Origin of the sequence: Ensifer sp. Root142, from assembly GCF_001426785.1 — a bacterium.
GTDB lineage: Bacteria > Pseudomonadota > Alphaproteobacteria > Rhizobiales > Rhizobiaceae > Ensifer > Ensifer canadensis.
On sequence record NZ_LMFK01000026.1, the window covers coordinates 23,201 to 46,254 of the forward strand.

Annotated in this window: 31 protein-coding genes, 1 tRNA gene, 1 pseudogene and 1 riboswitch; of the genes and pseudogenes, 8 read left to right on the plus strand and 25 right to left on the minus strand. The window is 57.2% G+C overall.

Annotation, left to right across the window (positions count from 1 at the left end; all coding sequences use genetic code 11):
* Positions 1-539: 539 nt before the first annotated feature.
* The 4 genes from ASD52_RS23605 to ugpB form a co-directional block, all read right to left on the minus strand.
* Complete coding sequence (locus ASD52_RS23605; RefSeq protein ID WP_057225588.1) at positions 540-1,592, minus strand: sn-glycerol-3-phosphate import ATP-binding protein UgpC; 1,053 nt, start codon at positions 1,590-1,592, stop codon at positions 540-542.
* On the minus strand, positions 1,592-2,440 hold the full coding sequence (gene ugpE / locus ASD52_RS23610; protein ID WP_025428914.1) for a sn-glycerol-3-phosphate ABC transporter permease UgpE: 849 nt from the start codon (positions 2,438-2,440) through the stop codon (positions 1,592-1,594). Before ugpE ends, ASD52_RS23605 begins: the two co-directional genes overlap by 1 nt.
* Positions 2,441-2,449: 9 nt before the next feature.
* Entirely contained in the window at positions 2,450-3,331 is an 882-nt protein-coding gene (gene ugpA / locus ASD52_RS23615) for a sn-glycerol-3-phosphate ABC transporter permease UgpA (protein WP_057220613.1), read from the minus strand.
* A 72-nt stretch (positions 3,332-3,403) separates the two neighbouring features.
* Complete coding sequence (ugpB, locus tag ASD52_RS23620) at positions 3,404-4,714, minus strand: sn-glycerol-3-phosphate ABC transporter substrate-binding protein UgpB (protein WP_244445470.1); 1,311 nt, start codon at positions 4,712-4,714, stop codon at positions 3,404-3,406.
* A 586-nt stretch (positions 4,715-5,300) separates the two neighbouring features.
* Here ugpB and repC point away from each other — a divergent pair.
* Positions 5,301-5,501 (plus strand): annotated as a pseudogene (gene repC, locus ASD52_RS40280) (replication initiation protein RepC); the annotation flags it as partial.
* Positions 5,502-5,542: 41 nt separating this feature from the next.
* Here repC and ASD52_RS40285 read toward each other — a convergent pair.
* From ASD52_RS40285 to ASD52_RS23665, 8 genes are all read right to left on the minus strand, one after another.
* On the minus strand, positions 5,543-5,791 hold the full coding sequence (locus ASD52_RS40285) for a hypothetical protein (protein ID WP_156613018.1): 249 nt from the start codon (positions 5,789-5,791) through the stop codon (positions 5,543-5,545).
* Positions 5,767-6,099, minus strand: a complete 333-nt coding sequence (locus ASD52_RS40290) for a hypothetical protein (protein WP_025428910.1) — start codon at positions 6,097-6,099, stop codon at positions 5,767-5,769. The genes ASD52_RS40285 and ASD52_RS40290 overlap by 25 nt, the downstream gene beginning before the upstream one ends.
* 122 nt (positions 6,100-6,221) lie before the next feature.
* Positions 6,222-6,491, minus strand: a complete 270-nt coding sequence (locus ASD52_RS23635) for a hypothetical protein (protein WP_025428909.1) — start codon at positions 6,489-6,491, stop codon at positions 6,222-6,224.
* A gap of 215 nt (positions 6,492-6,706) precedes the next feature.
* Positions 6,707-7,324, minus strand: a complete 618-nt coding sequence (locus ASD52_RS23640) for a thiamine phosphate synthase (protein WP_025428908.1) — start codon at positions 7,322-7,324, stop codon at positions 6,707-6,709.
* A complete protein-coding gene (locus ASD52_RS23645; protein WP_025428907.1) occupies positions 7,321-8,094 on the minus strand; it encodes a thiazole synthase in 774 nt (257 codons plus the stop codon). Before ASD52_RS23645 ends, ASD52_RS23640 begins: the two co-directional genes overlap by 4 nt.
* Before the next feature lie 2 nt (positions 8,095-8,096).
* Complete coding sequence (gene thiS / locus ASD52_RS23650) at positions 8,097-8,294, minus strand: sulfur carrier protein ThiS (RefSeq protein ID WP_025428906.1); 198 nt, start codon at positions 8,292-8,294, stop codon at positions 8,097-8,099.
* Positions 8,284-9,279, minus strand: a complete 996-nt coding sequence (thiO, locus tag ASD52_RS23655; protein ID WP_025428905.1) for a glycine oxidase ThiO — start codon at positions 9,277-9,279, stop codon at positions 8,284-8,286. The genes thiS and thiO overlap by 11 nt, the downstream gene beginning before the upstream one ends.
* Before the next feature lie 222 nt (positions 9,280-9,501).
* Positions 9,502-9,633: riboswitch (TPP riboswitch) on the minus strand.
* Positions 9,634-10,574: 941 nt separating this feature from the next.
* On the minus strand, positions 10,575-10,844 hold the full coding sequence (locus ASD52_RS23665; RefSeq protein WP_025428903.1) for a hypothetical protein: 270 nt from the start codon (positions 10,842-10,844) through the stop codon (positions 10,575-10,577).
* Positions 10,845-11,643: 799 nt separating this feature from the next.
* Between ASD52_RS23665 and ASD52_RS23670 the strand changes: the two genes are divergently transcribed.
* Positions 11,644-12,084: a hypothetical protein gene (locus ASD52_RS23670; RefSeq protein ID WP_025428898.1), complete on the plus strand. Its 441-nt coding sequence runs from the start codon at positions 11,644-11,646 to the stop codon at positions 12,082-12,084.
* A 990-nt stretch (positions 12,085-13,074) separates the two neighbouring features.
* On the opposite strand, the gene ASD52_RS23675 is transcribed toward ASD52_RS23670, so the two are convergent.
* The 6 genes from ASD52_RS23675 to ASD52_RS38725 form a co-directional block, all read right to left on the minus strand.
* Entirely contained in the window at positions 13,075-13,500 is a 426-nt protein-coding gene (locus ASD52_RS23675) for a hypothetical protein (protein WP_057225590.1), read from the minus strand.
* A 95-nt stretch (positions 13,501-13,595) separates the two neighbouring features.
* Complete coding sequence (locus ASD52_RS39440) at positions 13,596-13,769, minus strand: hypothetical protein (protein ID WP_200954084.1); 174 nt, start codon at positions 13,767-13,769, stop codon at positions 13,596-13,598.
* A 122-nt stretch (positions 13,770-13,891) separates the two neighbouring features.
* Positions 13,892-14,119 (minus strand): hypothetical protein (locus tag ASD52_RS23680; protein WP_210179274.1); only part of this gene is annotated, 228 nt, incomplete at its 5' end.
* Positions 14,120-14,210: 91 nt separating this feature from the next.
* A complete protein-coding gene (locus ASD52_RS23685; RefSeq protein WP_038577891.1) occupies positions 14,211-14,456 on the minus strand; it encodes a hypothetical protein in 246 nt (81 codons plus the stop codon).
* Between the two features lie 23 nt (positions 14,457-14,479).
* Positions 14,480-14,686 (minus strand): hypothetical protein, encoded by a 207-nt coding sequence (locus ASD52_RS23690; protein WP_057225596.1) that lies wholly within the window; start codon positions 14,684-14,686, stop codon positions 14,480-14,482.
* 55 nt (positions 14,687-14,741) lie between these two features.
* Positions 14,742-15,008, minus strand: a complete 267-nt coding sequence (locus ASD52_RS38725; protein ID WP_057206260.1) for a hypothetical protein — start codon at positions 15,006-15,008, stop codon at positions 14,742-14,744.
* Positions 15,009-15,799: 791 nt separating this feature from the next.
* On the opposite strand from ASD52_RS38725, the gene ASD52_RS38730 reads away from it, so the two are divergent.
* A complete protein-coding gene (locus ASD52_RS38730) occupies positions 15,800-15,976 on the plus strand; it encodes a hypothetical protein (RefSeq protein WP_156613020.1) in 177 nt (58 codons plus the stop codon).
* Between the two features lie 167 nt (positions 15,977-16,143).
* Here ASD52_RS38730 and ASD52_RS40645 read toward each other — a convergent pair whose 3' ends face one another.
* Positions 16,144-16,278 (minus strand): hypothetical protein, encoded by a 135-nt coding sequence (locus ASD52_RS40645; RefSeq protein ID WP_256371984.1) that lies wholly within the window; start codon positions 16,276-16,278, stop codon positions 16,144-16,146.
* 687 nt (positions 16,279-16,965) lie between these two features.
* On the opposite strand from ASD52_RS40645, the gene ASD52_RS23720 reads away from it, so the two are divergent.
* Positions 16,966-17,460: a ferritin-like domain-containing protein gene (locus tag ASD52_RS23720; protein ID WP_057225602.1), complete on the plus strand. Its 495-nt coding sequence runs from the start codon at positions 16,966-16,968 to the stop codon at positions 17,458-17,460.
* Positions 17,461-18,653: 1,193 nt separating this feature from the next.
* Here ASD52_RS23720 and ASD52_RS23725 read toward each other — a convergent pair.
* Positions 18,654-18,887, minus strand: coding sequence for a hypothetical protein (locus ASD52_RS23725; protein ID WP_057225604.1), 234 nt, complete (start codon positions 18,885-18,887; stop codon positions 18,654-18,656).
* Positions 18,888-18,947: 60 nt separating this feature from the next.
* Between ASD52_RS23725 and ASD52_RS23730 the strand changes: the two genes are divergently transcribed.
* The 3 genes from ASD52_RS23730 (at position 18,948) to ASD52_RS39140 (ending at position 19,556) form a co-directional block, all read left to right on the plus strand.
* A tRNA-Met gene (locus ASD52_RS23730) sits at positions 18,948-19,028 on the plus strand.
* A 97-nt stretch (positions 19,029-19,125) separates the two neighbouring features.
* A complete protein-coding gene (locus ASD52_RS23735) occupies positions 19,126-19,290 on the plus strand; it encodes a hypothetical protein (RefSeq protein ID WP_244497509.1) in 165 nt (54 codons plus the stop codon).
* 62 nt (positions 19,291-19,352) lie between these two features.
* Entirely contained in the window at positions 19,353-19,556 is a 204-nt protein-coding gene (locus ASD52_RS39140) for a hypothetical protein (RefSeq protein ID WP_162254176.1), read from the plus strand.
* A gap of 254 nt (positions 19,557-19,810) precedes the next feature.
* Here the strand turns inward: ASD52_RS39140 and ASD52_RS39445 are convergent, their stop codons facing one another.
* From ASD52_RS39445 to ASD52_RS38745, 5 genes are all read right to left on the minus strand, one after another.
* Entirely contained in the window at positions 19,811-19,972 is a 162-nt protein-coding gene (locus ASD52_RS39445; RefSeq protein ID WP_107027934.1) for a Thivi_2564 family membrane protein, read from the minus strand.
* Positions 19,973-20,412: 440 nt separating this feature from the next.
* On the minus strand, positions 20,413-21,075 hold the full coding sequence (locus ASD52_RS23750) for a hypothetical protein (protein ID WP_057225610.1): 663 nt from the start codon (positions 21,073-21,075) through the stop codon (positions 20,413-20,415).
* 540 nt (positions 21,076-21,615) lie between these two features.
* Entirely contained in the window at positions 21,616-22,080 is a 465-nt protein-coding gene (locus ASD52_RS23760; RefSeq protein WP_244497510.1) for a hypothetical protein, read from the minus strand.
* Positions 22,058-22,372: a hypothetical protein gene (locus tag ASD52_RS39145; protein ID WP_057206286.1), complete on the minus strand. Its 315-nt coding sequence runs from the start codon at positions 22,370-22,372 to the stop codon at positions 22,058-22,060. The genes ASD52_RS23760 and ASD52_RS39145 overlap by 23 nt, the downstream gene beginning before the upstream one ends.
* A 3-nt stretch (positions 22,373-22,375) precedes the next feature.
* Positions 22,376-22,636, minus strand: coding sequence for a hypothetical protein (locus tag ASD52_RS38745; RefSeq protein ID WP_156613021.1), 261 nt, complete (start codon positions 22,634-22,636; stop codon positions 22,376-22,378).
* 221 nt (positions 22,637-22,857) lie between these two features.
* On the opposite strand from ASD52_RS38745, the gene ASD52_RS39450 reads away from it, so the two are divergent.
* Positions 22,858-23,016, plus strand: coding sequence for a hypothetical protein (locus ASD52_RS39450; protein ID WP_200954086.1), 159 nt, complete (start codon positions 22,858-22,860; stop codon positions 23,014-23,016).
* The last annotated feature ends 38 nt before the right edge of the window (positions 23,017-23,054 follow it).

A 23,054-nucleotide genomic window follows, 5' to 3' on the forward strand; every position in this document is an offset into this window, starting at 1 on the left:
TCTCGACTGTTCGACATGGTCCTTGGACACCGGAGTTACTTTTTGTTTGCGGTCGCTGGCCGTCGGAGGCGACGATCGAGAGGCCCATCGCGCATCGTGATGCCGCTACAGTCCGGCATCCCACAATCTGAAATTCCTGCGTGGTCGTGCTAAAGAGCAGCATCGCGGACTGGCTGAGATCCGGCTACACGATCAGCAGCATTCGCCGCTTGGTTTAATATCGTCAAAGAAGCCTATGTAAAAGCGAGATATTCCCGGCAGATATAAAATTGCCGAAGAGGGCTTGGGGTAATGGGCCGGACCGATGCACTCATTGATCTCGTGGAAAGCGTGCGCCGCACCGACCTCGAAACACCTAATGTATAGACAGAAAGCTCATTTGGCATTATGGAATAACTAATAATATCAGCCGATTATCCGTACTTATTGATCTAGAAAATCATCGCCTGAGATACAAGGCACGCGGAACGATCGCTCCATTCTGCCGCCGAGGCGAGGCTCATTGATTTTGGCGAGGATAGGAAGCCGCAAAGCCCGTGTTAGGACACGCGCTTGCCCCTATCATCAAACACATGCAGGTCCTTGGCCTGCGCGCCGACCGTGACATGATCGTCGATCTGCCTCACCGATCGCCCTGGGACTCGGAACACAAGATCCTGGCCATTGGCGAATTTGCCATGCACGTAACTCTCCGCTCCAACGAGTTCGATGCTGTCGATGCGGACCTTGGCGGTGAAATCAAAGTCCGGAGCGGTGGGTTCACTGACAACGAGGTCTTCCGGTCGGACGCCGATCGTAAATGCGCCTGCTGGTTTGGGCACATGGGGCGAGATCGACCAGCCCTCAAGAGTTTCAGCATGTTTGAGCAGGTTCATCGACGGTGAACCGATGAACGTTGCGACAAAAGTCGTTGCCGGTTTTTCGTAGAGTTCGATCGGTGATCCGACTTGCTCGATCTGTCCGCCATTGACCACGACCAGCTTGTCGGCAAGCGTCATCGCCTCCATCTGGTCATGCGTGACGTAAACGCTGGTCGTGCCAAGAGACCGCTGCAAGCGCTTTATTTCGATCCGCATCTGCCCTCTCAACTTGGCGTCGAGATTGGACAGTGGCTCGTCGAACAAGAACGCGGCCGGCTCACGCACGATCGCCCGCCCCATGGCCACGCGTTGGCGCTGGCCACCGGACAACTGGCGTGGTTTGCGGTGGAGATACTGCTCTATTTCCAGGGTCTTGGCGGCAATCGCGATACGACGCTCGATCTCGTCCTTCGGCGTGTTGCGGTTCTTCAGCCCGTAGGCAAGGTTCTGATGCACGGTCATATGCGGGTAGAGCGCGTAGTTCTGAAACACCATCGCAATGTCCCGCTCAGCGGGTTCCAGATCATTGACTGTTCTGTTGCCGATGACGATCTCGCCGGAGCTGATGCTTTCGAGACCCGCAATCATGCGCAGAAGCGTGGACTTTCCACATCCGGATGGGCCGACGAGAACGACGAGTTCGCCATCATCGATCTGCAGCGAGACTCCCTTGATCGCCTCGATATTGCCGCCATAGATCTTGCGGACGTTGTTCAGGGTAATTTGAGCCATTACTTCTCAGTCTCCACAAGACCTTTGACGAACCAGCGCTGCATCAGCACGACGACGAGGATTGGCGGGATGATCGCGAGGATCGCGGTTACCATCACGTAGTTCCAGGGTGTCGAGGCGTCGGTGAAATCGACCATGCGACGCAGGCCGATGATGATGGTGTTCATCTTCGCGTCGTTCGTTACCAGCAACGGCCAGAGATACTGGGTCCAGCCATAGATGAAGAGAATGACGAACAGCGCGGCGATGTTGGTTTTCGAAAGCGGAAGCAGGATGTCACGCATGAAGCGAAAGGGGCCGGCATTGTCGATGCGCGCCGCTTCCACCAGTTCGCCCGGGATCGTCAGAAAGAACTGCCGGAAAAGAAAGGTCGCCGTTGCCGAAGCCATCAAAGGCAGCGTCAGGCCAGCATAGGTATCGATCAACCCGAGGTCGACGATCACCTTGTAAGTGGGCAGGATGCGTACCTCGACCGGCAGCATCAGGGTAATGAAGATCATCCAGAAGAAGACCATCTTCAGCGGAAAGCGAAAGAAAACGATCGCGAAGGCCGAGAGGAACGAGATGACGATTTTGCCGACGGCGATCGCAATCGCAACGACGGTCGAATTGAACAAGAGCCGCTCAAGGCTGACGCCGACCACGCGCTCGACGCCGCCGGACATCGCCTCCGTATAGTTCTCGCTCAGTTGATCGCCGAGGGTCAAGGACATCGGCGGGCGGATGATCTCGACCGACGTCCGGCTGGAGGCGACGAAGGTGTAGTAGATCGGAAAGGCGACGATAATGACGCCGATGATCAGCACGAGATGGCCGATGAAATTGGCGATGGGACGTTTTTCAATCATCAGCGCGCCTCATGAGTAGTGAACCCGCTTCTCGACGAAGCGGAATTGGAACGCCGTCAGTGCGACGACGATGACCATGAGAATGACCGATTGCGCGGCGGAACTGCCGAGGTCGAGATTGACGAAGCCATCATTGTAGACCTTGTAGACGAGCGTTTCCGTCGCCTTCGCCGGTCCGCCGCCGGTGACCGCATGGATGATGCCGAACGTGTCGAAGAAGGCGTAGACGGTGTTGACCACCAGCAGGAAGAAGGTGGTCGGTGCCAAAAGCGGGAAGACGATCGTCCAGAAACGCCGCGCTCCGCGTGCGCCATCAATCGATGCAGCCTCGATCAGCGATTTCGGGATCGCTTGCAGACCAGCGACGAAGAAGAGGAAATTGTAGCTGATCTGCTTCCACGCAGCCGCGACGATCACCAACGCCATGGCCTGGTCGCCATTCAGAAGCGGATCCCATGCAAAGCCGTTGCGCCGTAAGATATAGGCAAATGTCCCCATCGCCGGATTGAACATGAAGAGCCACAGCATGCCGGCCACTGCGGGTGCAACGGCATAGGGCCAGATCAGAAGCGTGCGGTAGATGTTTCGGCCGCGAACGACACGGTCTGCCGCCGTTGCCAACAACAGAGCGACAGCCATCGAGAGCAACGCCGTCGCCAGGCTGAAGACCACTGTCACCTTCAGCGAATGCAGGTAGTCCGGGTTTGCCAGGACGGCGCGAAAGTTGGCAAGGCCGACGAAGCCGGACTTGAGCCCGAACGGATCCTCGCGAAGCACGGATTGATAAAGCGCCTGGCTCGCCGGCCAAAAGAAGAAGATGACCGTGAGCACGATCTGCGGTGCGAGCAGGAGATAAGGCAATATTTTATTGGGAAAGACGACAGGCTGCAAAGCGACCCCCTTCTTTGCGCGAGGAGATGGACTGCCCCGGTTCACGCCCGGGGCAGTCCTGCTATTGCATCGTTAGTTTCCGATGGCTGCCGCGATTGCGGCGTTCGCCTTCTTGGTACCTTCGGTCAGGGCTGCTTGCGCATCCTTCTGCCCGGCGAGCATCGCCTCGAACTCTTCGTTGAGGATGTCTCTCACCTGCGGAAGATTGACGAGCCGCACACCCTTGGAGTTTTCCGTTGGCGCCTTGCCCATCATCTGCAGGATCGGCGTTTCACGGCCGGGGTTCTTTTCATAGAATCCCGACTTCTTGGTTTCCTCATAGGCCGCAAGGGTGACGGGCAGATAGCCCGAGACCTGATGCAGGCGTGCCTGGATTTCGGTCTTCGACAGGAAATTAAAGAACTCGGCGATGCCCTTGTATTCATCGTCGGATTTGCCGCCGAATACCCAGAGGCTTGCGCCGCCCGGGATCGTATTCTGCGGACCGCTGCCCTCGTAATAGGGCAACTGGCCAATACCGTATTTGATACCCGACTTGATGATGTCGCCGAGGCCACCGGATGATTCCGTCAGGATGGCGCATTCACCTGATGTGAAGAGCTGCTTTGCCTCCGAGGTGCGGCCACCATAACGGAACGTACCGTCCTTTGCGAGATCGGCTATCGCCTGGAAATGCTGCACGAACAGCGGTGCGTCGACCTTCAGTTCGACGTCGGGGCCGGCAAGGCCGTTCTCGTTCGTTCCGTAAGGCACGTTGTTCCAGGCTGCGAAGTTTTCGGTCTGGATCCAGGTGAGCCAGGTGGAGGTGAAGCCGCAGGCCGAAGCGCCGCTCGCCTTGATCTTCTTGGCCGCGTCGAACACCTCCGGCCAGGTCTTCGGCGGGTTCTCCGCATCGAGGCCGGCCTTCGTAAACGCGTCCTTGTTGTAATAGAGGATCGGCGACGACGAATTATAAGGGAAGGACAGCATCGTACCGTCCGCCTTCGAATAATAAGCGACGATGCCCGGCAGGTATTGATCCTTGTTGAATTCGTAACCGCCCTTCTGGAGCACCTCTGCCACCGGCAGGATCGCGCCTTCCGCACCCAGCATCACACCGCTGCCTGCATCGAAGACCTGCAGGATGGCGGGCGCCTGCTTGGAGCGGAACGCGGCAATGCCGGCGTTCAACGTTTCCGGGTAGGTTCCTTTGAAGACGGGCACGACTTTGTAGGCGGTCTGGCTGTCGTTGAATTCCTTTGCCAGCTTGTCGACAACTTCGTTGTTGGCGCCGGTCATGGCGTGCCACCAGGAAAGCTCGGTAGCGGCCAATGCGTTTGAAGCAAGGCCGACTGAAAATGCGGACGCGACCACGACGGTCCAGTTCAAATGTCTGAACATGATTCCTCCCATTTCTCAAAAGCCAGGGCATTTGGCACGCCCGGCAAAATCGATCCTCCTCGATCGAAGCTTACGCAACCTTCGCTGCGAAACCAAAAAGTAGTAGAAGCGAAATGAAATGAATATGCAACGAAAATATGACAATAGAACGCGTATTCCACTTAACCATGACGTGCCGTGTTCTCTTCACCGAGGCCGGTGGAAATCCCAGCCAAATCTGCGCGATTGGGCGAGATTGTTGCCCCTCGGTTTTGGCTGCCAGGGCGTGGGCGCATGGTCGCGAAGCGTGAAATGCCTCGGGAGTGCGGAGCGGCTTGCCGGGGGTAGTCGGTCCCGGTTCCCGGCCTGCGGCCGGCGCTTGCGCTGAACCTCCGCGGCGACCCTTTTAACCGGTCAAGCCGCGCGCGAACGGGCTTTGGCCGCGATAGCGGCCGCCGCCTGGTACGCTCATCCTTTTCTGGGCGTGCAGCATGACCAGCGTGGGCACATCGCGCGCACGGAGCCAGTTTCGCAGAGATGCCCAGCCGGCAAGGCATCAGGCTCAGTACTGTTAAGCCTGCATCGGAAGCGACCTTGGACTTGTCTTTTCTATCAGGATGCTTGTGAGGCGATCGGACCGGAAAGCGTCGCCGCAACGATGGCCTGCATTCTCGAGAAGGCAGGCTACATCAACTCGGCCGGCGGTTGTCTGTGCTATTTGACGGCAAAGGCGCGGCGAGGGGAGTTTTCGCTCGGACCAGTGTTGATGGCGTTGTTGCGAGCAAATGGCGCTTCAGTCCGGGAGCCTTAGTAGCGCCCAAAGTGGCGGTCTGCGACTTGGATGGGCTCATGCTAGACTTTTGCGCCGGTCGAATGAGCGCAGATGGCTTCCAGGAGTTTGATCGTCATTGCCTGTCCCAGGCGTGGAATCTCGGAAAAGCCTTCACGGTACAAAAGTCTTGTCATGATGGTCTCCGCGAACTGCGGGTTCATCTGGCGAGCGACTTTTAGAGCCTTCTCGCATTTGTCTCCGAAGGGCGTAAGGGCCTCATTGAGATACTCGACACCGTGAGTCTTCACGACGCAGGCGATGTCGAACATGTCGCGGGGCTGCATCGTGGCCCGCGGTAAAATATTTTCTTTGCGATGATTTCGCCAGGGGTCTCAAGCAGGACGTCGCGACCGCGCACCTCCGCTTTCACCGTGGGGTTATCAGTCAGGCTGGGCGCGCAGATAAAGTCGATTTCGCCAACATTCTCGAAGACGATCTTCAATGTTCTTGATCCATCGGACTGATAGCCGTCAGGGTTGATGTCGAGCGCGTAGCCCTGTGTCTTCGGGTTCAGAAGCTGCGGATCATCGATGAAGATGTCGACATCAAAGCTCTCGCGATGATCGATCTGGAGCATCAGGGCGGTACCGCCTCTAAAAGTCCAATTGTCGATCAATGTGAGTTGGGAGCTTGCCTGATCGATAATGCAGCCGCGTGATCAAACAGGTCCCCCCATCTGCTGGCTGGGTGTTCGACCAATTATGCCGCCCGCGCCAAAGGTAGCGGGTAACCGGCAAGTGCCGAGAACTTCCGTGCTAAGTCGGAAGCGATCGCCGGATCAACGTGCATTTCGCCAAGGAACGAGATCTGAAGGTTCTCGTCTACCTCGGAAAAAAAGGAGAACGCCGACGCATCGAAATTGACTGCGCTGGCAGGATCGGAAATCTTGGATGCCAATTGCTCAGCCGAAAGCTTCGTCCCATAAGGGGCGTTGACAGTCGACAAAACCTTTACTGCAACAATAGACATCTTCCTCGACCACAGCACCTTCAGGTTTCTATATACCTTGACGATGCTTGCGAAACAAGGATCGTCGGTGACTACGCCGTCACACGTTAGCCTCGCGGCACTCTTCTAGGCATCTATATTCGGTCGATTTTCCGTTGTGGCGGCTTTTCTGAGGGTGAGGCTCATCTGGGGACGGTGCTCGGCCGTGGTCGCCGGCTGGGAAACGAAGATCTCGTTCAAGCTGGCGCAATGCGCCATCGTGAGGTTGCAGCGATCCATCGCCTAGTTCTGTCCTCGGGATCCTGGCTACGTGTAATGTCGGTCACGACCGCGGCACAATCCGCGCCATGGGTGAGGACGCCATCAATGCGTTCAAGGTTCAGTCCACCGATCGCAACCAGTGGGGTCGGTCCGATTTTCTTCTTCCATGTGGCGAGGCGAGCAAGTCCCTGCGGCTCCCATTTCATCTTTTTGAGAACGGTCGGATAGACCGGACCCAACGCGACATAGTCGGGCGCGACTGACAGCGCCATATCGAGTTCGGCCTCGTCATGTGTGCTGATGCCGAGCTTAAGGCCAGCCCCACGGATCGCGGCCACGTCAGCTTGCGCCAGATCTTCCTGGCCGAGATGAACGAAATCGCAGCCTTCGTCGATCGCCATGCGCCAATGGTCGTTGACGACAAGTTGGCAACCGTGTCTCTCGCATATGGTTCTGGCGATGCGGATATCGCTACGGACTTCGCTATCGGGTCTTTCCTTGATGCGAAGCTGGACCAGCCTCACTCCAATTGGAACGAGGCGTTCGACCCAATTCGCGCTGTCGACAATGAGGTAGAAGGGATCGAGCTTCATGAGAAGACCGCCTTTCCGATCACCGGGGTGGAGGGGACTGCCATGTCTCTCGGTTCGAGCATGCCGGCTTCAAAAGCCAGCCGACCGGCCTCGATCGCCTTGGCAAAACCCGATGCCATCACGGCCGGATTTCCGGCACCGGCCACCGCCGTATTCAGGAGCACGGCATCGAAACCGAGCTCCATCACCGTGGTTGCATGCGAAGGGCGGCCGATGCCCGCATCGACAATCAGAGGCACGTCCGGGAAGTGTGCGCGCATCGACCTCAAGGCGGACAGGTTTTGTGGCCCCATGGCACTGCCGATCGGAGCACACCAGGGCATCAACACGCGGCAGCCAGCCTCCAGCAGGCGCTCGGCAACGACCAGATCGTCGGTCGTATAGGGAAAGATCTCGAAGCCTTCGTTTGAAAGGATCTGTGCGGCTTCGACCAGCGCGAACACATCCGGCTGCAATGTGTCGTGATTGCCGATCACTTCGAGCTTGATCCAGTTCGTCTTGAAAACCTCGCGCGCCATCTTAGCAGTGAGCACCGCCTCCTTGGTGGTGTGGCAGCCGGCGGTGTTCGGCAGTATTTTCGTCCCGAGCTCGCGGATCAGTTCGAAAAACGCACCTCCGGCTTTGCCGCCGGCCGTCTCTCTCCTCAACGAGACCGTGATGATTTGTGTCCCTGAAGCCCGCACCGCGTCCGAAAGCACGGCTGGAGATGGATAGCCCGCTGTGCCCAGGAGCAGTCGGGAGGTGATTTCCGTGTCGTAGACTTGCAGCATGGTCAGCCACCTTTCATGGGCGAGAGAATTTCGATGCGATCATGATCGCCTAAGCGCCATCGATCGCGGTCGGCCGCGTGAACGAGTTCGCCGTTGACAGCGGTCGCCAGCCAGCTTCCTTCATAGTCGAGTGCAGCCATCAGTTCGGCGAGCGTCGAGCAGGCGACCTCGTGCTCTTCGCCATTGACGTTAAGGTTCATCATAGAACTCCGATCTGTGGTCCGGGTTGAGCAGAAGTTCGGCAACGTCGTGCGCAAGAGCCGGCGAGAGCAGGAAACCATGCCGATACATACCGTTCACGGAATAGATCGAACCGCTTTTCGTGATCCTTGGCAGATTGTCGGGGTAGGCGGGGCGAATGCCAGTTCCGGTTTCGGTGATCTGCGCTTCGCCGAAGGCCGGGTGCAGGGCGTAGGCTGCGTTTAAGAGCTCCATCAGCGACCGTGCAGTGATAGGACCGGACAATTCGCTCTCTATCATTGTTGCCCCGACCATGAAGACGCCCTGGCGGCGTGGAACGACATAGATGGGGTGTCGAGGATGCAGGAAGCGCACTGGACGCGACAGTTGAATGTCGCCGGTGCGCAGATAGAGCATCTCGCCACGCACGCCCCGCAGTGCTGCGTCATCCGGGAGCCTGGCAGGGCCTGTGCAGTCAATATGCGAATCGACACGGCGATCGACGGTGGCATCGGTCGCCTGGCCGAAATGAAAACGCACCCCCATGGCCATTAATGTGTCATGGAGTGAAGACAGCGCCTCTCTCGGATCGAGATGCGCTTCCCTCGGGAAGTGGAGTGCACGAGAAAAACGGCCGGCGAGATCGGGTTCCAGTTCGGCTATCTGGTCGGCATCAAGCCATCTGTGCCCTTTGGTTCGCGCCGCGAAGCGATCGAGCTCGCGTGTATCGCGCGCGGCGGCGACGACAAGTGTCCCCTCTTGCACGACCTTGTCGGGCAGCGCCGTCTTCCACCACTCGATGGCTGTCGCGCCGACGCGTTCGACTTTCTCGTCGGCACTTTCGCGCTCACACCAGGGCGCCAGCATGCCGCCGGCAAACCAGGATGCGCCGGCGCCAATCCGTTTTGAACGTTCGAAGACGTCGACCTCAATGCCGCGTCGCGCCAGTTCGTATGAGGTGACAAGGCCGACGACACCCGCTCCGTTGATCAGCACCTGCCTCATTTGGCAGCCGTTCGAGCTGTTACCTGGCCGGAGCTGTAGGGCCATTCATCCATGCGCCGCACCGCTAACGGGCGTCGATGTTGCCGTCTATGTCCGCGGTTTGGCTCGTGTACGACATCTGAAAAAACCATTGGTCGGCTCCAACCTTGACGTTTGGAGACCCAGATCTTGGCGCTGGAAAGATAGAGACACGTCCACGCGATCGCAAAGGAGCTGTCGCAACTGCCGTCGTTCCCACCGTCCCTACGCCAGCATGAACTGGATCAGGTTCAACGGGTCATTGCGCTGCGGTCGAAAGAGCCGATCCGCCCAGCAATATCTCAGCCCCTTGTCGGGACTCCCCTGGTGAATGAACCGAGTTGAACGGCCAATGCCGTGCTTTGTCAAGCGTTGTTAGTCTATTTCCAACGGGGCTAAAGCGTCATCCACATACCTTAGACTCAACGCGTATCGCGCCGAGAGGAGCAACATGAGCCGGCGCATCAATGCGGCGGGCCTCGCGCTCGTCTAGCGGCGGGAAGGCATCAAGGAGCATGCGTTTAGTAGAAAAGGCGCTGCAGCGTGAGTTTTGCTCTCAGGCAAGTGGAGGCATCGTCTGCCCCACAACAATCAATGGTCTCGAATGTTCTCAAGCGATTCCTTTCTCGCTTCTTCATTGATGTCGCTCAGAGACCTTTCATGGTTGGTGCCGTTCCTGGAAGTGACACACATTTCCCAAGCACACCGTCGTGTCCGCCTGCGCGGGCGCGCCCGAGGCGATGAGAGCCACGGCGATTCATGCAGTTCGACCATTTCTCCTCAGTAGGGCGCCGTCCTGGAGCCATGAGTTTCCCCCGTTTTTGAGTGGTTCACGGTGCAAGCCCGGTCGGAAAATGGCCAGCATCCAATAAAAAGGAATCCGAATGGCGCCATATCTGTGCAGAAAATTCGCTCGGCCGCGAAAGGGCGGTCAATGCAAGCAACTTCACCTCCGTCATGGTCGCGCTCGATCGCTATGGCGACATGTTTGGTCTCGATAAGTCCCGTCGCCTGCTGCTCGCAGCACGGACATGAACGTGCCGACTTCCGATTCTATCGCGAGGTCTGGGGACCGACGCCGGCGCTGAATTAACGAGCACATGCATATCGGATCGGGCCTCGGATCCGGAATATTTTCAGCTGTCTCTGGGGCATCTCGATGACGGCGTGGCCGTTGCGCGGCCACGCTGACCGGAGTATGCCTGGCGTAGTGTGATCCCAGTCGAGGGCCGAGAGTGGGGCAGCGCGTCACTCTGCGGTGTTGAGCAACACATCGCCTAGTGCAGCATACTGGTCGGTTGCTGTTCGCTCTGAATTCGACGTGTTGGGCTCGCCCGCCTACAGAACCAGCGACCGCACTCTGTTAACGCCAACTCATCCGTATTGCCGAACCTAAATTCATCCATCAGGAATTTTGCGAGGCGGCCAGCGCGGATGTCTTGGCGCGGGATCCTCGTTTCGAAGCAAATGCGATCGAATATCCTTTGAAGTGTATCGAGCTGTTCGGGTGCGAGTTCAAAACCTGACTGGTCAAAGTGAATAGCCATTTAGACCTCCCTTCTTGAGCTACCGCCTTCACCGACGAGAGAAAGATAGCGAAATCTTTAATTGGCTCCAAGTGAGCAAAAGTTGAGATTTGCGTGCGTCGAACTGCTGCTGGTAGCGGGGAATCCGGCTCAGAGCCCACAGAGATGCGGCGCTTATAAAAGGCGCCGCGGGAACGACAGCGGAAACGAGACGACCCCTTAGCCGCCCCTTTCCTTAAATGCGAATTGTTCTCGCCAATCATTAGATTTAGTTCGATATTTAGTCGTTGCTGAGATTGCTAGCGGTCTTCCCGCAGAGCCCTAAAAGAAGGCCGCTCTTTTCCAGTTGTCCCGCCGGGTCAGGCAGCCACCCTCCCAATTAACCAGCCATTTGTTTGAGCGCATCGTGGTCGTGGATGCCGCTTTGAAAAAGGCTGATCAGGTGCGCCGCGAGCGTAACGGCTTCATCGCTATCAAAGGCGAGGTGCCTTTCCTGAACCCCTGAACCATTTCCCGGAAGACACATTCGATCTGCTTGAAGTCGTCAGGCGTTACAATCCCTGTGCGAGATCCAACCGCTTTACCCATAGCCCTAATCCTAGCCGGCCCAGGGGAGAACAGGGCCGACGTTTGCCCCGCATAGAGTATGCGCCGTTGCTGGGGGGATTACACTGGACTCGTGGAGGGAGATCCAGACGGTCTTTGGGTTGGAGAGTAGCCAGACCGTCCGGAGCCCACGTTGGGTTGCCTCCACAATACACCAACGCTTATGCATTTAAAAACGCGTGCGGTAGGGCATTGTTCCGATTGCTAATGTATCGTGAATCTGTTCGGCGTGCGTGCCTTATGGCTCTGGCTAAAGTACCCGCCCACGGTTCTCGACCAAGGTGCCTGCGGCGATTGGGTAAAGCTGAAGTGCATCCAGAGCGACGGCTTTGTAGTCGTCGGATGTGAGCCATCGACGAAGGTGGCCGGCGCGATTTCGCGGTTGCTGCTTACGGCGAGGCGAGGCAACGAGCTGGTCTATGTATGCGGGGTCGGAACAGGCTTTACGGACAAAATGGCCCGCGACCTTCGCAAGCAATTGTCGGACATGCCGCCGGTCGCGCTCAAGCGCAAGAACGCGGTTTTCTGTGAGCCGGCATTTGTCGCCGAGATCACCTATACCGAGATCACCAGCGAAGGGGAGTTACGGCATCCATCGTTCAAAGGCCTGCGCGAGCTGGCCGAGAACGTTGATGTCTTCGAGCTCAAAAAATAGACCCGGGGAAGAGGGGCCTTGGAGCTGATACGTTGGGGTGCTCTTATAACTCGGGTGCGACAACAATGTTCCATCGCTGCGGTCGACAATCACCGTCGGTGTTTTCGCACCCGGATCACGTTACCGTTGTTGTTGCTGCACTGCTTACAACGCATGCGTCGACCAGGTGCCACGATCGACAGAGTTGTGCCGAACCATCCCGCCAGGCCGTGCCGATCGAGGTGATCCCAGAGCGCTGCTTTGCTTGGGGCAGGGGCGTGCGCCCTGGGACCTCTAGCGACCTAGAGGCCGCTCTGGACAATCGGCAGCCACAGACCTTCGGCGCAGCGCCAGCCGGTTAGTGGAATGTCGCACTTGCGGTCGAACTTGCCAATTGGCGCCTCGCGAACACAATTCACAGTCGAGCGAAATGGGTGTCCTGGGACCTGGAAGGTCGTCTGAGCATAGGAGGCGGTGCACGAAAAGTATGTGAGGATAGCTAGGGCGCATGCGATATAGTTCGGCATTGCGGGATCCTCTCCAATTTTAGAAGCTGCTAAAGCTACTTCAAAACGGAGCGATTTGCCCTTAGCCTTTTCGAACTAGCTCAGGCGGAGGGGACTCTTGTTCAAACATGGGAAGCTTCATTCCTTCCCATCCAGGATAATCCGCAACGTCCGGATCATATTCGCCGCATCGAGCAGGGCAGCCCTAATTTCTCCTTTACGCGGCTCTCGACAAAACCACGCTGGCACACCTCGTCGGGAACGTGTTGCCACCATGCTGCTAGAAAGGTGTCGTTCTGCAAACGGTTAAAGGGGGACCGGTCATGGAGCAGCGACGGGAAGCTCCGTCATCCGTCGTTCAAAGCGCTGCGCGAGCTGGCCGATCTTCGAGCTAAAAAAATAGGCCCCTGCGGGAGGGGCTCGAGAGTTCGACAGCACGTCGCATGTCCGCAAAAAACGCGTCTCTCAGAGGATTGTTCCTCCCCCCAGACAAGCCTTGCAGGCGCTATCGACGTGGGCCAACATTGGGCGCCTTGTAGATCGACGGCCCCATGCCCCGATACTCGGGTTGAAGGAATGTGAATTCGTAGCTCCGGGTCAATGCTTCGACCAGCGCATTGACGATGGCTGTACGGGCGACCTCTTTCCTGTTGGCGTCAATGGCGACGAGGTCTTTCGCTACTGCGTTAGGCAGCTTCCAAAGCTCGGCCGCGACGAGCGCGACAACTTCGGCATCGTCGACCGTAGTTCCGGCGCGCTCGATACGGTGGTTGATGCGGATATGCCTGACGAGTTCCTCAGCGATTGAGCGGGCGCTGTCTTGTTCGCGGCGGCGCGAAACGCCTGTTCCTGCGAAGCGGCGTTTGGTCGATTGGTCTATCACCGCCAGATGGATGGCGACGAATGAGGATAGTTTGGCGTGGTCCGTCACTTGCTGAACTCCAGATAGCATTCTTCAGTGCCCGATCGTCGATCGGGGCGAGTTGTGCCGCATGTCTGAGACTGGCGCCCGCCTAGCGCCGTGGGTCAGGATCGCTTGGCCGGTGGCCATTCGATCTTGTGTTCGAAGCAATACCAGTTTGGCGCCGCCCGTCCGTGGGCATAGCCGAACGCCTCCCACTTCATGCAGCAGGGAGGTTCGCACAGATGCTCGGCCAGGCTGCTTTCCGCTCTCTTGGTAGCGCCAACCTCGTCGCTCATGCTCAATGCCCTCTGAGTAAACGGTTCTACAAATGTTCTCATTAAGGCAGAGAGTCAACGACCAGATTTGGGGAGGCTTTCCGCATAGCTCAAAAAGGGGAGCGCTGAATCGCGGAGCTCAATCAACCATTCGAAGCCGGTAGGTGGCTGGCAATTACCCAACCACCAAACTCATTCATTTGCTGCCATCGACCCTTCTTGCCGTGTCGAAATCCCTCGCTATTCGATTTGTGGATTTTGAACCGATAGGGACGCACGACGCGGACAAAGATTACGGATCCATCCTCCGGCATGTCGCCTTTTCGCCATGTGGTGCCGGGCATTTTGATAGCCTCCACCCAATCAATGCGNCGCACGACGCGGACAAAGATTACGGATCCATCCTCCGGCATGTCGCCTTTTCGCCATGTGGTGCCGGGCATTTTGATAGCCTCCACCCAATCAATGCGGCTTTGGGGCTATCAGCACGACGCCGGCGCCAAGCTCAAACATTTCTGCCTCAGCATTGATCGAGAGATAGTGGTTTTCGGCCAGTTCGATCAACGCTGATGAGGCCTCTTCGGGCGACCATCCTGCTGCCTCGATTCTTTCGATCAAAAACTGGAATTCATCAGTGATCGCCTCCTGGCATTGCAGGTCACGATCGGGGTGAGATTTCGGATGTCTAGGCCCGGCGATTTTCGGCATGGCGTTTCCTCCTGCAGAAGATGTTAGGGCGGCATTTCTGCCTCAGCATTGATCGAGAGATAGTGGTTTTCGGCCAGTTCGATCAACGCTGATGAGGCCTCTTCGGGCGACCATCCTGCTGCCTCGATCCTTTCGATCAAAAACTGGAATTCATCAGTGATCGCCTCCTGGCATTGCAGGTCACGATCGGGGTGAGATTTCGGATGTCTAGGCCCGGCGATTTTCGGCATGGCGTTTCCTCCTGCAGAAGATGTTAGGGCGGTCATTTCTTTCTGCAAGGCTTGGCTAATTTAACGACTCGCCTTCGATCTTAACGCGCCTGTCAGTCCAGCCGCGCCGATAGGCCTCGTCGAGCACGTCGCGCCACATGTCGTCATCGGTCCTGTTGACCCAATTTGCTTGAGCAAGCAGGAAGACGGCCAGCAGGTAAACCTCACGAAGCTCGTCGACGCCCAGACGGTGACGCCGTACATGCAGGCCCACTACGGCACGGGTGACTGCCAGCCGGAAACGGAACCGACGCGAACCATCACGAAGGACCGTGATGGTCATGTCGAGGCGACCGTCACTGCGCCGCCGTTCACGCTACGGTAGGCTGAGCGGGCTCGCGAGGTCGCCAATTTCATGCGGGCACACGGGCTTTCGGGACGATCGCGAGTTCGTCACGGTCGAGGTCTCGGGCGCTACCTTCGTCATCGTCGATATCGCCATGCGGATGCTGACGCCGCGGGAGGGGCCTTCCCACCGGATTGCGTCCTCGCCGGTGCTCATGACTATCAGGCTTGGGGTCGGTCTGGCGCTTGTTTTCCAAATCCGTGCAGGTGTCCTGCGTCGGCAACTCCGTGTCGCCCCCGGTCGCGTGCGCGCTCGTCCCCGCGCATTGCGCTGTACCTGGCAGTGCAGAAGGGCGCCGCATGAAAATCACCTACGCCGAACTCATTGAATAGGCCGAAGCACAAAAGCGCCAGAAGTTCACTGGTTGGATGACCAGGCTCGCGCTCCAAGTTCCCGCGCCCCGACGCTGAGATAGAAAACAAGATGCGGGGCATCGCCATGCTCGACGCCGTCAGCAGCATCTTCAAGGCGAGGGCGGCTGCATGACGATGCTATTTCAGGTGCTTTGGCGGCTTGTCATTTTCATCCGGATTCGGGTTGGGAATCTAGTCGGGAAGGACGTCAGGCTCGGGTTCCTCAATCGGTGGCTGAGGCAGGTCCGGCGGCAGGCCTGGCGGCAGCTCTGGAGGGGGCTTTGGGATCGGTTCCGTAGGTATCGTGCTCATGGTGGACTCCTTTCGGAGGCCAACTAATCCCGCGCCGTTTTTGTTCCGCGAGGGAGACGAAGCGTGACGGTAGTTGCATCCAACTACGCCCGGGTCGAGAACGATCTCTACCAGACGGAACCATGGGGCACCGAGCTTCTCGAGCGCTTCCCTGTGGATGGTCTCGACGTTTTCCGGCGGCAGGAAACCACCTCATGGCCGATGTTCTGGCAGAGCAAGCCGGGTGGTGAACACGTCTGACATAGCCCTACGGTCGCCAGCATGACGAGATTTTCGACTTCCTGAAGCCTTATGGGTCTTGGGCGATTTCGGACGCCGTCATCACCAACCGCCCTACGGCAAGGGGAGCCGTGACGCCCGTCTTTTCGCCGGGTATGCGCTGCCCCGTTGCAAGGGCGCTGGTCGCTTTACTCGAGGCGACGCCTGGTGTCGCTGGCATCAAAGCCGTCGATGGTCGCCCTCTTGCGATCGATATCATGGATATCCTCAAGGTAAGGGCGGCCGAGGTCGACGCTGAGGTCGAGTTTGACCGCAGGTCTCACGGCTTGCGCGTCAGATTCTGCGCAAGAATTCGAAGACAGATCCTCAGGGCGGCCGACGCCCTTTCCCATTCACTTGCTGTACGTGGTCTTCCGCTTCTATTCTGTCCACTTGAGTTATCCTCGGAGGTAAAGCCGCGGCTTCGTTGGGGGCCAGCTGCCAGTTCGATCTGGTAGGTTGCTTTCTCGCCGCGAGCGATGCCACCCCGGCGATAATGAACTTCATTGGTAGTCTTCTAGGTTCGAACCACCCGCCAAGGATGCGGGAGTCTTGGCACAGGACTATGGACGAACCAGTGACATACGGCAGGTGTCGTATTTCCACGGTTCAACGGTACCTGACACCCCGAAATGGTTACGAACTTGTTTGGAACACATTGGCCCCCTATATACCCGCCATCGGCATTGGTTATGAGCGCTGAAAGTTTCGCCGCTCGCAAATGCCTCATCGCTTTAGACTTTTGACCACGGATGTACTGGCACTGGTTGGTAAGCGATGATGAGGAAGGTCGGTGCGGTTTCGCCCCGGCCTTTTTTTTTGCATAAAGACGAGCTCTTCCGTTTCCTTGATATTCGTGCGGACCCCTTGCGGCCCGTCGTCCGCGTGTCCGGTATTTTAGACACACGAACTGGAACGATTCCGCCGCAGGAAGCTTTCTCCCCTGCATTCATTTGCCAAGGAGAGAATTGATGAAATCGCTGGCTGATATTTTCGAACATACGCTGCAGGATGTTTATTTCGCTGAGAACGCCATCACTAGGGCGCTTCCAAAGGTCGCAAAGGCCGCGAATAGCGCGGAACTCAAGAAGGCGGCCGAGGAGCATCTTTCGGAAACGAAAGAGCAGATCAAGAAGTTGGAGCAGGTCTTCAAGTCAATCGGCAAGACGGCATCCGGCGAAAAATGCGACGCCATCGAGGGTCTCATCAAGGAGGCCGACGGTTTGATGAAAGAGGCGGAAGGGACCGCGCTGGACGCGGGACTTCTAGCCGCTTGCCAAGCTGTCGAGCACTACGAGATCGCCCGCTATGGCTCGCTTCGTGAATGGGCCAAGGACCTCGGCCATGATGAGGCGCACAAGCTTCTTAGCGAGATCCTCGACCAGGAGAAAGCGACGAACAACAAGCTCACCAACTTGGCGGTCACATCGATTAACAAGACCTCGGCGCGTTCCAAGGCTGCATAGCAAAACAAGGGCGGCACTGACCGCCGCCCTTTTTCCATTTCATATTCAGCGCCATTGGTAGTGGCGAGACCTTTTCCTCCCGCCGGAGAGGTGGATGAATCCGGTAACAATTTCCGCAGGCAGGGCAAATGGTAAGCCGCGTGCGAAGAACCGGGATCAATTCCCGGGTCTGCAATCAGATAGCCGCTTAGTCGGCAATAGAGCAAGAGTCGGAGCGACTATAGCTCCGGCCCCCGCCAGACGGTAAACAAGCTGGTGGGGCACCAATGAAATTAGCGGCTTCGGTCGCCTTTTTCCGCGCCGGCGACGTGAGTGAGCACGCAATTTCACGCAGGCAAATGCCCGAGGTGTCATAACGGCCGGCTCTTTCTCTTTCGCGAGAGCGAAACCGGAGATGTCTACGGACACTGCGAGGAGTGCGAGCAGGGTTATCGATCGCCAGAAGAAATCCAGGGCAAGAGCGGGTTTCTAACGCTACTCAACGATTCCGATGCCGAATGGGCGACCGAGGATGAAATATCTCGAAGTGTCTGCGCGAACTATCAGATTTTCGAGGCATAGCCTCAACAGTTACGACAAGCGCTAAGGAGCGGACACCCGATGATTGCCGCCTATGGAATATGGCGGCTCGACTGTTTCCAGTTCAGCGGGTGATTGGTGGTGTCGGGGCTGTCTCTGATCCGAAATCCTCTTTGAACGCCATGAGGCTAAGTACGATCCCAACGAGGATGCACAGCAGCACGATGAAGATGAGGCCGGATTTGTTCATCACTCATTTCAGGCTCAGAATGTGAGAAATTCGTGGCAGAACGCGACCACCCACTGACCGCAGTCTCTTCGGTTGGGTGATCGCCTTCATTTGCGTCACTGAGTTTGGGTATCAGACTGAATTGTCTGCGACGACCCTGTGAACATTGGCGTAGCAGGTCTAAATGCCCAGACCAGCAGGATGCTCATCGAGACGACGAACAGAGAGAAAACAAGACGATTTGACATGGCGCTTTCCTCCATAGTTGGAGCGCTGTGAATGCAGGTTCAGCATTCGTCGCCGTGTCAGGTCGAGTATTTCTGGCAAGGAGACGCGCAAGCGCCTTAATCGAGGCGTCGCGGTCCGTGCGGTACGGGCGGGTTTGAAGTGTCCTGTCGCCGCATGGCAACGTGGGAAGTGTACCACGTTCTTGCTTGCGGGCGCGTCAAATAATCAACTGCACGATGTGCGAAAAGGGCGTCATCGCCCATCTGCCGTTAGCATCCTTCGCAGTTCTGTAAATGATGAAGTCCCGACCGATGGTGAACTTCCCGTGCATAGTGATCTCGTTACCAGTTGAGAGCACGGCGCGAAGTTCGTTTGCATGACGGTTAGCAATTTCGTCACCGATCAAATCGGCCAAGACCTGGTCTAAAATCATCGGTTTTGAATCAGTCATTGGAAACCCCGAACTGTTGTGCAGATTTGCACTCTAACCGTTCAACCAGCGATTTCCATACGTCGGCGTAGAGCAGCCCGGTAGCTCGCCAGCCTCATAAGCTGGAGTGTGTCGCAGGTTCGAACCCTGTCGCCGCAACCAGATCCGTGCCCGGCGGTATCCAGTATAACGAAGGAGAAGGCCGACGACGGCACGAGTACGCGCAAAATTCATGTGTAGCGGCAAGGAAGGCACAACTGTGTTCCTTCACTCCGTCTATTCCGAAGACATCCAGTCCGAGGACGGGCGCTTTACGAAGGCGACCCCTTGGGGTGAGCATCGGATGAACGTCGACAATCCAGACGCTGCAATCCAGTACGAGCCGGGCAAGTCTTATTACCTCAACTTCACGCCCGCCGAGTAATCCCCCAGCGGAAAGGAACCAGCATGCGCCTGCACTTCGCACACTATTAGGGATTCCACCGCTTGTTGGTGATCGCCGACATCTTCGCGGCGGTCGCGGCGATTGTCGCATCCTTCGCACTCGCCGTCGTCCGGTACGGCGCCAGCGTCACCAGGAACTCGCTTCAGGGCCTCGGCATCGCCGCGTGTTGGCATGGTTCGGTGGTGTGCCCGACTTCAGCAGTGGAACTTCCCGGCTGGCGCCTCGGTATCGTTCGCTCACCTTGAGCACGACAAGACGGTTCTGAACTGGCAGGGCTCGCAGATACCACTGACCTGCTTCGACGAGCTAACGCATTTCAGCGCCAAGCAGTTGCCGATGCGATCTGTCGAATACGCCACGTCGTCGTCGACAGACATCGAGGAGGTGCTCGCACTCGCAAGACCTGTTGTGCACGATCGAGGGGCTGCTCTGGCCGTTCCTCGTGCCGGTTTGGCCGGGCGCGTTGGTTGTGTAGCTCGAGTCCTTGCCTGGATGCCGATCAGATGACGCCCAGAGAGTTGAGCAGCGAAACCACGCCGATGATCAGAATGACGATCTGAGCCATCTGCTTCATCGTCGAATCAATCGGAAGCTTCTGGACGAGATAGAGCACTACGGCGACGAAAAGGACTGTGAAGAGGATGCTGATAGCGGCGGTCATGAGCCCAGATCCTTGAGAAAAGAGCCTCTCTGCAATGAAGGCATAAATATGCCCAAGCTCTCAAAAAGGAAGAACTAAATATGGAGAACCCACTAGCCGAGGCGGTCGCTCAATGTCGTCGCTCGGGATGACAGCGTTCGCGACAAGGATGGGAGACCAGACGCGGACGGAACGAGGCCCACGAGACAGAGAACCCCGAAGCCGCCGTGCCGGACTACGGTGCCTTCATTTTGGGAATGGTTCTGGAAACTCCGGCAGTCGCAGCCGCCGGGGCTCTCTGGGCCAGTACCGGTTTCGAACCTTGAGTTCATCGCTTGGTGCCAAACCACGGGAAATATGGTCTCTCGCGAGGAGCTGGCGATCCTCAAGGCGATGGACGCAAAGCAATGCGCTGAGATCGAGAGGGAGACTGAGGCCATCAGAGCAAGAGAGACTGTAAACTAACTGGCGGACGGCCCCGCCTTGTTAGTCCTGGGTTTCTCTTTCAGTTCGGCGACGCGCATGCGGATATTTTCCAACAACTCACGCGCTTCCTTCTGGACAATCAACGCCTTCTCAATTGCCTCGTCGGAGCCATAGATGGCGATAGAACCCACAACACGGTCAACGTGTCGAAGCTGGGTTTCGGCTTTGCGTTCAATCTTCCGGAGTTCGGTGACGTTGGCCGCCGCGTCAGCGGAAGCCGCCAATGCGGCGATGATTTCCGGTTCATTGGAAACAAACTCCTCGCGCTGCTCCTCTTCTTTTTGGCGGCGCTTTTCACGCCGCTGCTCAGGTAACGATTGGTGTAGCGAGGGTAGACGGTTCATGTGCCGTAGAGCTTCAGTCTTCGCTATGTCGACAGTCTCATACGGTTCGGAAAAATACGGTTCGCGTCGATCGTTCGGGTCACCGATGGTGAATTTCCATCCACCATCGGACTCGAACACGGTCACGTCTTTGCCGTGGTAAATCTGCGTCGGGTTTCCCTTCTCGGAGGCGCCCCACTCCTGCAGAATAGGCTGCGGTTTTTTGTGAGCTATAGAAGGTCTCGACTTCTGAAATAGATAAACAGCAGCACCTGCTGCGACCAATAAGACCAACCAGAAAATGCCAGCCTCCATTCGTGTGCGTCACCTTCCATCAAAGTGAAACATGCGCGTTGACTAATGTCGAGTTTCTAATATCCGCCTGGGCGAGAATAGGCGCTTCGCCTACCGCACTTGTTCCCCGCGGCATCGTATTGCCAGCTATACTGGCAGTTGCCCCTATAGTAGGGCGTGTATCCGCCTCCACCACAGTCGTTGTTCGCACAGACCGCCACAGCGGTCCCAACAATCGCCACCGCGACGAGTGCTGCGGCCGCCTGATTTTGTTGCTGAACCATTTGGTTGCACTCGATGGGGCTAATGCCACGTCGCACTAGTTCATAGGTGAGATCTTGTGAAAAATTCAGGTCGGTGTTGGTGATGAAGGTTCGACAGAGAGCCGCTTTGCTCACGCGCGCTGGATCCTTGCGAAAGTCTGCTTGTGTGGTCGTACAACTCGCCAACGCGAGCGCCATCGCAGCGGCCGCAGCGAGCCGCTTCGTAATGTGGATATGCAAGATTTTTCCCCCAGTTCCCTAGGGGATCATGTCACAACTTGTCGAAGAGTCGAGTCGCCTACTTAAACTCTTCTTTGGTGCCGTCTTCGTAGACGACGCCCCGCACACAGGCGTATGCGGTGACTTCATCGTGATTCAACTTTAACAGCCGTTCGAAAGTCGTCGGCCACTTCCTGATCGTTGTCGCGGATCCACCGCCCGCAATTTCTACGTCTCTATCGAAGGTGTCTGCGGCGACGTGTCCGCCGAGGACATCTTTAAACCCGAAATCAGCATCGAGCATTCGGATCGGCTTTTGAGCGCGGGAATTCACGGTCACCGTTACTTCAATGTTTCGATCTGACCACTCGTCAATCGAAAGAAGGTCGGCATTGCACGCTGCGAACGACAGCAGCACCGTATCGCGCAAACCTTCATTCGGCGCGCGCGCTATCCCAATCATAGCCCATCTGCCCGCTCCAACGGTTTCATGCCGCTGCGGTGATGATCGGCCATGCCATTTAACAAAGAGGAAAAGCACCATGGACAAGAACGTGTCCGCCGGCGCGGCTGTGCTGACGTGCGGCCATTCTTGTTGTGACAATGCGAAGTAACCGATCCACATCCTTTTCGATCTCGTCGCAGATTGCCTCATATTCGTTCAGGAGCGTGCTATCGGCGCCGGATGATCGGCGTAGTCGATCACGGAACATCGCCGCTTTCGCATATGCTCGGCACAGTTCTCGCAAAGCAGGGCTTCGGACCTCCGACAATTGCTGCCGGCGCTCTGGTAATTTGATCTTCAATCGAGAGCGGCCGATTTTCTCAAGGTCCATATGCTATTTCCAGATCTGCCTTACGTTAGATGTTCGCAGCAGTCGATCGACATCTCTTTCGATTTCAGCGAGGACGGCGTTCAAACCGTCGAGATCGACGTGGTCATGACGGAGCGCAACGATCAAGTCATCTCGGGCCATGGCGGCGAGTGCGTATTCTTCACATAACCCACGAAAGGCCGGGCTCCGTTGCGCTTCGATCATCGCTCGCAGCACTGGGAGCCGCATTTTCAATCGGGATCTGCCGATCCTTTCAAGGTCCATAACGGTCTCTCCTGACCTGGCCTTGCCGCCTATCAACTATCGCATGTTTCCCTGAAAATAAAAGAGGTTAGCACCATGACACGACGCATCAACGCGGCGGGCCTTGCGCTCGTCAAGCAGTGGGAAGGCCTGAAGACGAAAGCCTTCGAGACGTAGGCGGGATCTGGACCACTGGCTACGGCCATACAAGCGCGCCCGGCGCGCCTGCGATGACGCCGAGCATGGTGATCACCGAGGCAAAGTCCGAAGAGATCCTGCGCGCCGATCTGGCCAAGTTAGAGGAGCGAACCGACGCTAAGCTCGAACATCTTGGTGTTGGCTGCGCGCTTCGCAAAAGCTGGACATTGATTCCGCTAAATCCCGGACAGCGCTTTCACTAAAGTCCGGACAGTTTGACGAGGTTGGTCCTCGGCAGCCT